The organism is Cerasibacillus sp. JNUCC 74, assembly GCF_053667775.1.
Genome location: NZ_CM132207.1, coordinates 1,799,746 through 1,812,065 on the forward strand (window position 1 = coordinate 1,799,746; position 12,320 = coordinate 1,812,065).

Annotated in this window: 14 protein-coding genes; 11 read left to right on the forward strand and 3 right to left on the reverse strand. The window is 35.8% G+C overall.

The window, feature by feature from the left end:
- The first annotated feature begins 65 nt into the window (after positions 1 to 65).
- The 6 genes from ylbD to coaD all read left to right on the forward strand — a co-directional run bounded on the left by ylbD (position 66) and on the right by coaD (position 3,399).
- Positions 66 to 476, forward strand: a complete 411-nt coding sequence (gene ylbD / locus JNUCC74_RS07870) for a spore coat protein YlbD (protein WP_454067578.1) — start codon at positions 66 to 68, stop codon at positions 474 to 476.
- An 11-nt stretch (positions 477 to 487) separates the two neighbouring features.
- Complete coding sequence (locus JNUCC74_RS07875) at positions 488 to 721, forward strand: YlbE-like family protein (RefSeq protein ID WP_454067579.1); 234 nt, start codon at positions 488 to 490, stop codon at positions 719 to 721.
- 53 nt (positions 722 to 774) lie between these two features.
- Positions 775 to 1,209 (forward strand): YlbF family regulator, encoded by a 435-nt coding sequence (locus JNUCC74_RS07880; RefSeq protein ID WP_077320315.1) that lies wholly within the window; start codon positions 775 to 777, stop codon positions 1,207 to 1,209.
- 274 nt (positions 1,210 to 1,483) lie between these two features.
- Positions 1,484 to 1,759, forward strand: coding sequence for a YlbG family protein (locus JNUCC74_RS07885; RefSeq protein WP_454067580.1), 276 nt, complete (start codon positions 1,484 to 1,486; stop codon positions 1,757 to 1,759).
- A 569-nt stretch (positions 1,760 to 2,328) separates the two neighbouring features.
- Positions 2,329 to 2,904: a 16S rRNA (guanine(966)-N(2))-methyltransferase RsmD gene (rsmD, locus tag JNUCC74_RS07890; protein WP_077320317.1), complete on the forward strand. Its 576-nt coding sequence runs from the start codon at positions 2,329 to 2,331 to the stop codon at positions 2,902 to 2,904.
- 15 nt (positions 2,905 to 2,919) lie between these two features.
- Positions 2,920 to 3,399 carry a pantetheine-phosphate adenylyltransferase gene (gene coaD, locus JNUCC74_RS07895; protein ID WP_454067581.1) on the forward strand — a complete coding sequence of 160 codons (480 nt, stop codon included), beginning with the start codon at positions 2,920 to 2,922 and terminating at the stop codon, positions 3,397 to 3,399.
- A 111-nt stretch (positions 3,400 to 3,510) separates the two neighbouring features.
- On the opposite strand, the gene ylbJ is transcribed toward coaD, so the two are convergent.
- Positions 3,511 to 4,722, reverse strand: a complete 1,212-nt coding sequence (gene ylbJ / locus JNUCC74_RS07900; protein WP_454067582.1) for a sporulation integral membrane protein YlbJ — start codon at positions 4,720 to 4,722, stop codon at positions 3,511 to 3,513.
- Positions 4,723 to 5,052: 330 nt separating this feature from the next.
- Between ylbJ and JNUCC74_RS07905 the strand changes: the two genes are divergently transcribed.
- Positions 5,053 to 6,090, forward strand: coding sequence for a SepM family pheromone-processing serine protease (locus JNUCC74_RS07905; protein ID WP_454067583.1), 1,038 nt, complete (start codon positions 5,053 to 5,055; stop codon positions 6,088 to 6,090).
- Between the two features lie 233 nt (positions 6,091 to 6,323).
- On the opposite strand, the gene JNUCC74_RS07910 is transcribed toward JNUCC74_RS07905, so the two are convergent.
- Positions 6,324 to 7,538: a nucleotidyltransferase gene (locus JNUCC74_RS07910; protein WP_454067584.1), complete on the reverse strand. Its 1,215-nt coding sequence runs from the start codon at positions 7,536 to 7,538 to the stop codon at positions 6,324 to 6,326.
- Between the two features lie 701 nt (positions 7,539 to 8,239).
- Here JNUCC74_RS07910 and JNUCC74_RS07915 point away from each other — a divergent pair.
- From JNUCC74_RS07915 to JNUCC74_RS07925, 3 genes are all read left to right on the forward strand, one after another.
- A complete protein-coding gene (locus JNUCC74_RS07915; RefSeq protein WP_454067585.1) occupies positions 8,240 to 8,770 on the forward strand; it encodes a YceD family protein in 531 nt (176 codons plus the stop codon).
- 151 nt (positions 8,771 to 8,921) lie between these two features.
- Positions 8,922 to 9,095, forward strand: coding sequence for a 50S ribosomal protein L32 (gene rpmF / locus JNUCC74_RS07920; RefSeq protein WP_077320323.1), 174 nt, complete (start codon positions 8,922 to 8,924; stop codon positions 9,093 to 9,095).
- A 386-nt stretch (positions 9,096 to 9,481) separates the two neighbouring features.
- Positions 9,482 to 9,946, forward strand: a complete 465-nt coding sequence (locus JNUCC74_RS07925; protein ID WP_454067586.1) for an RsfA family transcriptional regulator — start codon at positions 9,482 to 9,484, stop codon at positions 9,944 to 9,946.
- A gap of 371 nt (positions 9,947 to 10,317) precedes the next feature.
- Here JNUCC74_RS07925 and JNUCC74_RS07930 read toward each other — a convergent pair whose 3' ends face one another.
- Positions 10,318 to 10,800 (reverse strand): N-acetyltransferase, encoded by a 483-nt coding sequence (locus tag JNUCC74_RS07930; RefSeq protein WP_454067587.1) that lies wholly within the window; start codon positions 10,798 to 10,800, stop codon positions 10,318 to 10,320.
- 526 nt (positions 10,801 to 11,326) lie between these two features.
- Here JNUCC74_RS07930 and JNUCC74_RS07935 point away from each other — a divergent pair.
- A complete protein-coding gene (locus JNUCC74_RS07935) occupies positions 11,327 to 11,707 on the forward strand; it encodes a DUF3397 family protein (RefSeq protein ID WP_454067588.1) in 381 nt (126 codons plus the stop codon).
- The last annotated feature ends 613 nt before the right edge of the window (positions 11,708 to 12,320 follow it).

Sequence of the window (12,320 nt, forward strand, 5' to 3'; positions counted from 1 at the left end):
TCACAAACTATGGGTACTTACATAGAATATAGTGCATATGACTATGTAGTTGAGAGGTGATCCGTATGAGTAATCGGTCCCTACATCCTTCAGTGATCGAATTTAAACAGTTTATTAATAGCCATCCGAAACTGATTGAGGAAATTCGCAAAAGTGGCAAGCCGCTCCAAGAAATATATGAAAAATGGGCTTTACTAGGTGAAGATGATCCATATTGGACAAAATATAAACAACCCAAAAAGGAATCCAATAAAGAGGATAAGAAGCAGCGAGATAGTTCGAAAAAAGGCAAAAACACAGAGCTGTTTAGTCAATTGTTGAAGATGACAGAGTCCATCGATTTAGCTAAAGTTCAACAACAAATGGAACATTTTAGCTCATCTATTTCTACGATTCAAGAGCTTATTGGACAATTCAAACAAACAAATGATACGAAACAAGCCCCAAATGAACAAATGGGTTGGTTTCGTGATTAAGGAGCGATAAAATGGAGCCAATTTGCTATCGTTATTTGGAACAGAATCCGGACTTGTTACATTTTGTTCGCATGAATCCAATTTGGTATCGTTATTTATCTCGAGATCCCTCCTTACTCCCAGAGATGAAGAAAGAAGCTAAATATTTTTATGGGAAAACCTTTTCCCAGCAAATAAATAAAGTTAATCAGCAAATCCAAATGGTCGGAATGTTGATGCAATTTGCAGGGGCGATGAAGGATTAAACATTTTCACAAACGGTAAAAAGTGATACTATGAAGGTGTGGAGGTGTATAGGATGATAGCGACAATGGATTATGCAGCCATGCTTGATCGTTCGGAGCAATTAAGTAATATGATTATTCATTCGGAGGTCATGGAAGCCTATCGTCAATCTCAAAAAGAGTTGAAAGAGGACGAACATGCCCAAAAGCTAATCCGTGCTTTTTTAAAAATAAAAAAGGATTATGAAGAGATTCAGCGATTTGGGAGATACCACCCCGATTATAATACGATTATGAAAGAAGTTCGTAAGGCTAAGCGGGAGATGGATATGCATGAAAAAGTAGCCTCCTTTAAAGTTGCTGAGCGCAATCTGCAACAACTATTAGATGATATTAGTGAGTTTGTTGCTCATAGCGTGAGTGAACAAATTAAAGTCCCACGAGAAGGAGCATTATTAACTGGAGGCTGCGGCTGCGGAAGCGGTGGAGGTTGCGGCTGTGCATCATAAAGGAGTCCTTATTTCGCAAAAAAGGAGTTTCTTGAGAAAGAAGAACCCTTAGAGATACTGTAAACAGTGCATGTTGAGGGGATCTTCCCCCTCTAAACGCGCTATAATCTATATTGCAAGTTAAGAAATTAAAATTTGATGTGTGAAATTTATGTTTTTAATGTCCGTGCAATCATTCTTGCTTGCACTGACGGTCGACACAGCAAAGTTTAGAACGATAAGAAAATATAAATTTTAAAGAAATAGAGAATTTTTTGAAAGTGAGGGTAAAAGGATGCGAATTAACCGACAGGGATTAATTGTTTGGTTTCAGCATATGAAAAATCTGAAGCAAATAAAGCGGTATGGTCATTACATATACAGTTCCAAAAAAATGAAATATGCGGTTTTATATGTGGATCAGGAGGACATAGACAAAGTAGAAGAAAAGCTTGTCAAACTTTCCTTTGTTACCAAAGTAGAGCGCTCCTATAAGCCGTTTGTTCGCACAGACTTTGAAAATGCTAAGCTAGATAAAGCGAAGCAATATGATTATAAAATGGGGATATAATTTTTATCCCTATTTAAGGTCGTAATACTCCCACTTTAAGAGTAATATAGGGAACGAAGAAAAAGTCTAAGTGAGAGATAACTTTATATGCGGGATAATGGAAACATGCCTCTAAAACAGGGGTATGCTAACGCCTGAGCGGTAAGCACACTTTTAGTCGGCTTTCCTTTAGATTCGATTCGATGTTGATTTATTGTAGGAAGGCGATCGAAGTATGCTACAGTTTGAATACTTGACCGGCGGTGACTAATTTTCAAACATGTTATCTACAATGTAGGAATATGATATCGTTTCCTATAAAAAGAAAAAACCTGCAGAAAAAATCTACAGGTCCCTCTGTTTTCCTACATAGAAAACAAAAAGGCAAAGGGAGAGGAGAAACCGGAAGAAGAACTTATGGGGAAGTGTAAGTCTTCTCCGTGTTTTGAAACAACCGAGGTAACCTCTAGCTGTTTCATTATCTTAGTATAGACGATCGAGCAATTTATATACATCTTACCTAAAAAATTTCCCAGTTGAATATTTTAGTTTTCGTTTTTCAGTTTTTATGATAGGATAAATGTCGAATAATGGTAAACGGAGGTGTTGCGATGCGGATTATTGCAGGTGAATATAAAGGAAGACCGATAAAGGCTGTTCCCGGAAAGACAACTCGTCCAACAACAGACAAAGTGAAGGAAGCAGCCTTTCAAATGATTGGTCCTTTTTTTCAAGGAGGCTACGCCATTGACCTGTTTGCGGGAAGTGGATCCCTGGGAATCGAAGCTTTAAGTAGAGGAATTGACAAAACTATATTTGTTGATAAGTATCCTCTTGCTATACATACCATTCATGAAAATTTGCGACGATTAAACCTTGAACATCGAGCTGAAGTATTTCGGACTGATGCTTTTCGTGCTTTACATGCTGCGGCAAAAAGGCAATTAGAATTTCAACTCGTTCTTCTTGATCCTCCTTATGGAAAAATTAATCTTGAGAAGCTTTTAAATAAACTATTAGAGCTTCAATTAGTAGCAATTGACGGGTGGATTTATTGTGAACACGACGCATCTGAAGAACTGCCTGCTGACCATCCCCGTTTATCCATTGTGAAGCAAACAAACTATGGAGGTACCATTTGGATAACCCTCTATAAAGTTAACTAGAAGGGAGCACTTATCTTGACTAGATTGGCGATTTGTCCAGGCAGTTTTGATCCGGTTACGTATGGACATTTGGATATTATTAAACGAGGTGCTAAAATATTTGACCATGTAATTGTTGCTGTTTTTAATAACCAGTCCAAAGATCCATTGTTTACGGTAGAAGAACGAATAGAACTATTAAAAGAGTCTACCAAAGAACTGTCAAACGTTACGGTTGATTCATCGAACAGCTTGTTGATGGATTATGCTAAGTCAAAAAACGCACAAGCAATCATTCGTGGATTACGAGCTGTTAGTGACTTCGAATATGAAATGCAGATTACATCTATGAACAGACATCTATATGAGGATATTGAAACCTTTTTTATGATGACGAAAAATCAATATTCGTTTTTAAGCTCTAGTATTGTTAAAGAGGTTGCAAAATATCGAGCAAATGTGAGTGAAATGGTTCCAAAAGTAGTTCAAGAAGCCTTAGAAAAGAAATTCAGATAGTCAGTTACTAGTTTTAAACGTAAAGAGAGGGCTTCGCTGTAGTAAAGCCCTCTTTTTGAACACGCACTTACACTAGCTTTTCTCAGTTTGCTATCACAATATAGTTAAAGCTTATTTTATGAACCGTCGATATAAAAGAACAAAGGTAGTTATGATACATATAATAGTAATAAATGGACCAACCGTGGCAATTGTTGTAAGGATATCCATCCATATATTTTCTGAAGTCGTATGCACCACAGGGACATCATACATATCAAAAGCTTGTCTATCTAAATATAGGGGTTTATAGAGAAAGATAGTCAGTGTACTAGCGAAAAAACCGTGTAGGATACGTGCAAAAAAGTACGGTGCAAAACGAATGTCGGTTTTTGATATGATACTAGCTACTTGTGCTTGAACTGAAAAACCGTTAAACCCCAAAATAAAGCTTACTAATATAGCTTGTACGAGTAATGTATCATTCACACCGGAAATGCTTTGAACACCGATTGTTATTTCAAATAAACCAGATATGATAGGTAACCCAAATTCTGTTGAGATGGAAAAAACCAGTAATAATTGTTCCACCAATTCGGCAATAACGGATGTAAAGCCAATTAAAAACATCAATTTCGTTAATACAGAAAATAAAACGATAAATCCTCCAACCATAACAAGCGTTTTTACTGAATGAATGACAGCATCACCTAATATCTCGCCTAAGGGCCTCTCATCACTTATTCTCGCGCGATGCATAGCATAAAAAGCTCTTCGTAAGGATGTTTTAGACGGCGTCTTCTTTTTTTGCTCCATCTTCCATTCATATTCACTTCTCCCATAGAATCTCATGCATAAGCCGACAAACAGATTGCCTACATAATGACATACAGCAAGTAAAGCTCCTAATTTGTTATCATGGAAGAATCCAACTGATATTGCTGCAAAAATAAATAATGGGCTTGAAGCATTGGTGAACGATACAAGACGTTCTGCTTCTACTCTTGTTAGTTGTTTTTCTTCACGTAATCTTGTAGCTATTTTTGCTCCGGTAGGATAACCGCTTGCCATTCCCATAAACATGCCAAAGCTTCCGACACCAGGTACATTAAAGAGGGGGCGCATGATTGGCTCGAATAAAACACCGATAAATCGTACTACTCCGAAGCTAATAAGCAATTCAGCAGTAATAAAGAAGGGGAGTAAAGAAGGAAATACGACTTCCCACCAAATATTTAAACCTCTTATACTTGCTTCAAGCGATTGATCGGGAAATTTGACTAAAGAGATGGCGATACATAAAGTTAAGACGGAAAAAAGAATTGTTTTTATTATTTGTGCCAATGTTGAGCCTCCTAAAAAATAGCCTTACTCTGTACTTATTCAAATGATAGTAGTAAAATTGGAATACCGTTTGGTTAGCCAATCATTTTGCTTCGCATGTTGTACAAGTATACTTCAATATACGCACATACATAGTGGTTTTATGCCATACACTTTTTATAGTTCGTCTTTTTGAAAGCAAAATTTGTAGTTTGCGATCGTGGCTTAACATAAACTTATACTGGTGAGTAATTCTTGATCCTAATCCTTGGGTTATAAACGGTCGAACGAATATAAAGGAGAATGTTTTTGTTTTTATGAAATGGAAAGGCTGGGAGTGGAGGGTTATATATGAAGAAAAAACATGTATTAAGTTTATTGCTTATTTTTGTTGCTGTATACTTTTTGGCGTTTTTTAAATTGCCATATTATATTTATAAACCAGGTAGTGCTGACCCTCTAAATCCAATTGTTAAAGTAGAACATGGTTTTTCTAGTAAGGGAGATATGCACTTGGTAACTGTAAGTGGTGCGCAGGCTACGCCGATGCAATTTTTATTGGCAAAGGTTTTGCCACACCACGAAATATTACCATTAGATCAAGTGCTTCCTGACGGTATTACGGATGATGAGTATATGCATGCACAATTACAAATGATGGAAAGCTCGCAGGAGGCCTCTACTGTTGTGGCTTATAAAGCTGCAAATGGGAAAATTAAAATTAAATATAGTGGAGTATACGTAGCGCTTGTTATGAAAGATATGCCTGCGGATGGAATACTAAAAATGGGAGATCGAATCATTGGCATTGATGGAAGAAAAATAAAAGAAGCAGATGATTTACTTGATTATGTGGCTACAAAACAGGCAAAGGATACGATAGAAGTAGAATTTGTAAGAGATGATAAGAAGATGACAAAGATGATAACGTTAGAAAAATTAGCAGATCTTGGAGGTAAACCTGGAATTGGGATACAACTCGTAACAGATCGCGATGTTTCAGTGGAACCAAAAGTGAAGTTTTCTAGTGGACAAATTGGTGGACCAAGTGCCGGTTTAATGTTTTCTTTAGAAATCTATGATCAATTAACAAAAGAAGATATTACGAAAGGTTATGAAATTGCTGGTACTGGTGAAATTGATTATGATGGAAATGTTTATCGGATTGGTGGAATTGATAAAAAGGTAGTTGCAGCGGATAAAGAAGGTGTAGATATTTTCTTTGCGCCTAATGAGAAGGGAAAAGCAAACTCTAATTATCAAGTTGCTCTAAAAAAAGCTAAAGAAATTAACACGGACATGAAAATTGTTCCAGTCGATACGTTTCATGATGCAATTACTTATTTAAAAACGTTAGATGAAAGTAAAAGACCTACTGCTTCTGAGTAGGTCTTTTACAAAGTTTAAATAACACTTTAAAAATAGTTTGTTTAACTCATGATGCTTATTGTTAAAGAACGTTGTTAAGCAAAGACAAACACGATTAGCTGATAATTAGACTGGCAAGATATACAGTAAACTTAATCGCTTTTGACAGTTCGGGGAAATGGTATCGTTACTGAGAGGGTCAGTTGTATTTGTGCTCCTTGTCATTATAGTATATCGTACATGAAGGAGCTTTTCTAGAATATGCGAATCGGCGGCTGTAGTTCCTGTTTTTGCAGCGGTAATCTTCGTTCTGGTGGGACTACACTGAAATAGGCGTTACTTGCACGCTCTTCCATTTCCAATAATGGATGCATTTGACGTGTCATATTAGTAATTATTGGGGTAGCTAGCTTTTTCTTATGTTGATGCAAATAAGTTTGTCCGGTTTTACTAAAACCTAGGATTCGTACATAGGGGAGTTCATTCGGGCTGCATACACTCCTAATTTCCTGTTTAGTAGTATTCGTTAAAATATGTACAAACATTCGTTGGAGTCGAGTCCAGGTGTATCGTTTTGTTTTTAATTGGTTCATCCACTCATTAAAAGAACGTACTTGTTTAACCGTTTTCTTTAATCGATACTCTAAGCCTTCATCTACTCCTTGAATCTTAGAAAGCTCGTTACTAGACATTGTAACTATGCGGTAATGCAGCAGCGGAAAATAGTGCTCCCATGTGTGCCAAAGTGAAGCGGTCTGTTTATAAGCTTCCAATTGTAGATAAGTTGTTTCTGGTATAGCGTTACGAACAGGTTGAGTTATGTTTCCGGACTCGATGATAGAGTCGCGGATACTAGTAGCACTTGCAATGGTACCCGTTATTATTTTATCATGATATCCACTTTGACTACGTTCAATCGTTAGAGGTGTTATGGATAGTTGAAGATCATAAATCATTTTCACATAACTAAAACCAAGAATATTGTTTGGTTTTGATAAATCAATCTTTGCTAGATCAAGATCGATATGATGATAAGCAGCCCTGCTTGCTTCAGGAAATGCTAACCCCTTTTTTATATGCATTTTTAGCGCTTGTTCATATTCATTTTGCTTAGCGGTTAGTTGCTTGTAACAGTGAATGAAATCGGATATTTCTCCTGATTCACTACCAAAGCAAAGGCTAGTTGTTCCCAGAGCATCAAGAGCTAAAACAGCACCTTTAGCAAAAAGTTCACTGCTTTGGACAGCGAAAGCATATGGAAGTTCAATAACTAAATCAACACCGTGCTTCAAGGCTGCTTTTGTGCGATGGAATTTATCAATAATTGCTGGCTCTCCCCGTTGAAGAAAAGATCCGCTCATTACAGCAATGATGCAGTCTGCGTGAGTGAGTTTTTTTGCCTGTTGAATGTGATAAACATGTCCATTATGAAAAGGATTATATTCAACAATTAGACCACAAGCTTGCAATTTTCACCAACTCCTTATAAAGTAAACCTTTATTCAGTAATGCGGTTGTCCTTATCTTTACCTGATAGAAGTCGAACAAAAGCTAAAATCTCGGTCGTCCTTGAAGAAACGCGAAGTATTGCTGTTGTAGCAACTCTGTCCTTGAAAAAGAAAGTCACTTTTTCTGCGTGCGAAGTATTGCTACCGAAGTTTTCCTTGTCCTGTCAACCTGAACGAATTGAGCATGTAGGCGCCGATAACTCTTGATGCGGAAGTCTTACAGTACGTTAGATACGGATAAATATGTGTCTTATTGTAGCAGAAATAATGAATATTAGCATTAGAAAAATTCTACTGGGGAAAATAATAAAGTGAAAGGAGTTTTCCTTCATCTCCTACTGAATGTTGGTACCACAAGGGTATGACTTAAAGGCCCTTTGAACGAATCGGGCATTTAGGTGGCCGTTTTCTCTCCCTTAGATCCTTCTGTATCAACTTAAGATTTTGAAGTGGGAGCTTACGGCACCTTACATGCGGGATAAAGGTAGAAGATGAGTTTAACTATGTTAGAGGTGAATGTTCAATATTGTAGATGGTCTTACTATAAAGATGGTTAATGAAAAAACTTAATCAATGAATTGTAAATTAGTCTGTAAAGAGAATATGTTGACAAAAGTCTTTTTTTCTTTTAAAATAACTTTTGTTGCCTTGAGGTGATAATAATGAAATTTGTATTAGCTCAGCTGAAAAAAAGTGCTTATAAGGAACCTTTTGCGTTTGAAAACACTGTAAATGTTCAGGAACTAAAAACAATGAATAACGATATTCGACATATTGATGAAGTTAAAGTTCAGGGAACGTGTTTTTTTCAAGGAGATAACATTATTTTTTCCTTGCATATTAAAGGTGAGATGATACTTCCATGCGCTCGAACATTAGCGGATGTTTCATATCCTTTCGATATTCAAGCTGATGAGGTCTTTACAACCGCAACTTATTTAACGGAAGACGAAGTAGAGGATGAAGTCCATCCAATTGAGGGAGAAGTCCTTGACTTAACACCGTTAATCAAGGAAAATATTTTATTAGAGGTTCCATATCGCGTATTTTCAGATGAAAAAACAAGCCGAGAAAATAACCCTACAGCAGGGAAAGGCTGGCAAATTATTTCAGAAGAAAAGAACGAGCACACGATAGATAAGCGTTTTAAAAAACTGGAATCATTATTTAACGATGATGAGAAGCACAATTAAGCTGATTGCTTAGCGTTTTTATACGTAAGAAAAGTATAAAAGTTTAACGTAAGTTTTTAGTCTTTCAAGTATTAAATGTAAGCTAGGCAATCACCTGTGTGAAAGGCTTGGCGTAACCAAGTTTTCTAATCTTATGAAGGAGGTGTAAGTCATGGCAGTACCTAAAAGAAGAACTTCAAAAAAAGTAAAAAATCAACGTCGTACGCATAAAAAATTACACGTACCTGGCATGGTAGAATGTTCAAATTGCGGAGAATTAACAAAGCCTCATTATGTTTGTAAATCATGCGGACATTATGACGGTAAAGAGGTAGTAAGTCAGTAATCACAAACAGTGAGTCGTGTAAGAGGGGAATACTGTTATCGGGTATTACTCCATGCAAGATTTTTATAAAAGCTGTTGTAGAGAAAACAGGTCACAGTGGTGGTCTGTTTTTTTGTGTGAAAAATAACCGACATCTGGTCCTATACTGAATGTGATATATAATTAACGTTCAAACTTCCATCAGTACATTTAACAGAGAACCACTTTAGTGGCATATAAGAATCATTAAGTTTAACGCAAAAGTCCAACTAACATTAGGTAATAAGTAGACATTGTTGGTAGCGTTTTCTTTATAAAACTAAAAAATCTGGTAAAAATATAATCCTTTATTCTATCACACCTAGTTTTTGCATACATTGATAGCAAACGTATAAGGAGGATGTGTGATGAACGCAACAAGACAAGATGCGTGGACAAAGGATGAAGATATCCTATTAGCAGATACGGTCCTGCGTTATATAAGAGAAGGAAAAACACAATTAGAAGCTTTTAAAGAGGTGGCACAAAAGCTATCCAGAACACCAGCTGCATGTGGATTTAGATGGAACGCTACCATCCGTAAACAATATGAACAAGAGGTACAAAGCGCAAAAGAAGAACGGAAAAAAGGAAATAGAAATAATTTCTGGAGTACTGCAAAGTCCCACGATCAAGATACGATAGAGACTGCTATTTTGTTATTAGAGAAAATGAAGTCTAATATTGGTCAGGAGGATGCTAGTCAATACCGTGTTCAAGAACAAACGAAACAATTAGAACGAGAAAATTTGCATTTAAAGGAAAAGCTAGCCCGTTATGAAAGTGCTTGGGAGGAAATAGGGAAGTTGTTAAATTTAGTTAAACCAGATTAATATCGACCAACAAATAGATAAGTAAATTATTCCAGTTTTTTTAAATTAATTTGTTTATGAAAAATAGGAACAAAAGCTAGAAGCGCTCGTTTTGCAACATACAAACTGGAGAACTTCCGAAGAGAATGTCAAACTTCATTGGAAGGAGTGTTTTTCTCTCTACGAAAGAGTGGTTCCAAGACGAAGGGCATCGTTGATTGCGATGTATGCTGCCTGAAGTTTTCTGTTCTTTTGCTGCTTGAGTGCATAAGCTAGATGAAGTTATTTTCAACAAAGATATCCACCATGTAGAAATGGATATCGGTTCCTAGACAGTAAAAAAGACATGAATCTTTCTTTATTCATGTCTTTCAATTTTTTACGAACATTTTCTATTTAACTACAGGTTTCTCTTTAACTCCTTCTGGCATCCATATGAGTGGGTTTTCACCCAGGTCACGTTCCATTTCATATTGAGCCTTTTTGAACCCCATTTTTTCCCAAAACCCATGAGAATTGATGCGAGGATTCGTTTTGATTGGTAAATTATAGCTTTTGGCAAAGTCTACTAATGTTTTTCCATAGCCTTGTCCTTGATACTCCGGAAGCACTTCCAATTTCCATAATGTTAAATAATCTTGTTGTGGCTCAAAATAGTAATCATATTTCTTATTTACTTTATAAAGGCTCATTCTTGCAATTAAACTATCCCCGATATAAATACCATAAAACGGGGAATCGCTCTGATTTTCTACTAGGTTATTTTCTAAATCTTCTAGCATTGATAATTCTTGGTTACCATATTCCTTAAAATGCTTAAACTTTTCCAATGTTTTATAATTGATCATGAGTTTCTCCACTTTGACCGGTTTCACAATCATGCCCCCCTTATCTCCTGTTGACATAAAAAATTCTGGTTTAAATTCAGAATAGTTTAGGTTTTTTCTATGGTTTTATTATAATATAAAAAACATGAAGATGAAAATAAATTGAAGAGAATCGAAGTTTAATAGTCATTCGAGGTATAAGCTAGACGACGAAACTTCCTTCAAAAATTATATTTCCTGTAAAAATGGATATCGTTTCTTAGATAATTAAAAACGACCTTAAGCGTGAGCCGTTCAAAAAACAAGGTAGGAATTTAATTAATAAAATTACATTTTTACCGATAATAAAAAGAGTTTCCGTTTAATAAAAGCATAAGAAGATAAAGGTTCAATAAATGAAAAACAACTATACTCCGATGTCAATCTCCTTTAACTATCTGAATAAAACGATCGTTGGTTTTTAAGGGAAATAATTTCTGTTTTAAGATTTCATATTGGTTTAGTTTGTTTTACTAAAATTGCTAGTAGCACACCAACTATTTTCTTGGTAACTGTAATAATGGAGGAATTGAAGATGTTAAACGGATTTATTTACCTACTTTCATTTTTTATAACAATACCGATATTTGCGACATGGCTCACCTATATAATTATTTCTAAATGGGCAAGACACCCTTTGAGAGCAGTTCATTTTGCTGTAACTTGGACAACTCCTTTATATGTAATTGCTGTGATTTTTTTAATCGCTATCATTTTCGATGTAAATGTCGTTGGTATTATTTTGGCTTTACTTCTTATTTCTATTGCAATTATTATTATGTTCCAATGGAAGAGGAACACGGAAGTATTGCTTATAAAAGCAGTAAAATTAATGTGGCGGTTTACCTTTTTATTATTTTTTTTGTTGTACTGCTTATTTGTAATTATAGGAATTGTACAGCGGATATTCTTTTAACCTATAAAGTGTATTCATTCAGCGGGCTTTTTCCTTTATCCTCGACTGTGTTAAGAAGTAAACAAACGCTAAAATCTCAATTGTTCTAGTAAATCGTGAAGTCTGCTCAAGATTCTTTGTTGGCTTTGAAAGAGAAGAGCATTTTTTCTTCGTGCGATGTGCTGGTGTCGAGGTTTTTTTGTTCTACTATAGGAAAGTATAAAATTTTTTCATTGTGGATATTTTTTATATTTTTTAAAAGTAGCTTCATCGTCAGCTTAAGCGCTCGAGTTGTAGCAAACTTCGAACTTCTTTCTATGATTAATCATAGAAAGAAGTTCGAATCTAAAGGAAGGCCGATTAAAAGTGGGCTTTGCTGCTTTAGGCATCGGCATATTCCTGTTTGAGAGGCATGTTTCCTTTATCTTGTTAGATCTCCCGTTTGTACGTCACTAATTGAGCGTTTCTGCTTATGTTCTATCGCCCCGGATAAATCGTCATTTAGGTGCCGTTATCTACGATGAAATATCTAAAATTCTTGAAAAGAGAATCGTACGGCACCTTACCTTTAGCATGGAATAAAAACAGATCACATGAAATTTGTGATTATTTTATGTACAATACTTAGATGAGA

Bases quoted from the DNA above. Each gene is read 5' to 3' on its own strand.
- JNUCC74_RS07915 (WP_454067585.1), top strand. From the start codon at position 8,240: ATGAAATTTGTATTAGCTCAGCTGAAAAAAAGTGCTTATAAGGAACCT.
- rpmF (WP_077320323.1), top strand. From the start codon at position 8,922: ATGGCAGTACCTAAAAGAAGAACTTCAAAAAAAGTAAAAAATCAACGT.
- JNUCC74_RS07925 (WP_454067586.1), top strand. From the start codon at position 9,482: ATGAACGCAACAAGACAAGATGCGTGGACAAAGGATGAAGATATCCTA.
- ylbD (WP_454067578.1), top strand. From the start codon at position 66: ATGAGTAATCGGTCCCTACATCCTTCAGTGATCGAATTTAAACAGTTT.
- JNUCC74_RS07935 (WP_454067588.1), top strand. From the start codon at position 11,327: ATGTTAAACGGATTTATTTACCTACTTTCATTTTTTATAACAATACCG.
- JNUCC74_RS07905 (WP_454067583.1), top strand. From the start codon at position 5,053: ATGAAGAAAAAACATGTATTAAGTTTATTGCTTATTTTTGTTGCTGTA.
- rsmD (WP_077320317.1), top strand. From the start codon at position 2,329: ATGGTAAACGGAGGTGTTGCGATGCGGATTATTGCAGGTGAATATAAA.
- JNUCC74_RS07880 (WP_077320315.1), top strand. From the start codon at position 775: ATGATAGCGACAATGGATTATGCAGCCATGCTTGATCGTTCGGAGCAA.
- JNUCC74_RS07885 (WP_454067580.1), top strand. From the start codon at position 1,484: ATGCGAATTAACCGACAGGGATTAATTGTTTGGTTTCAGCATATGAAA.
- JNUCC74_RS07875 (WP_454067579.1), top strand. From the start codon at position 488: ATGGAGCCAATTTGCTATCGTTATTTGGAACAGAATCCGGACTTGTTA.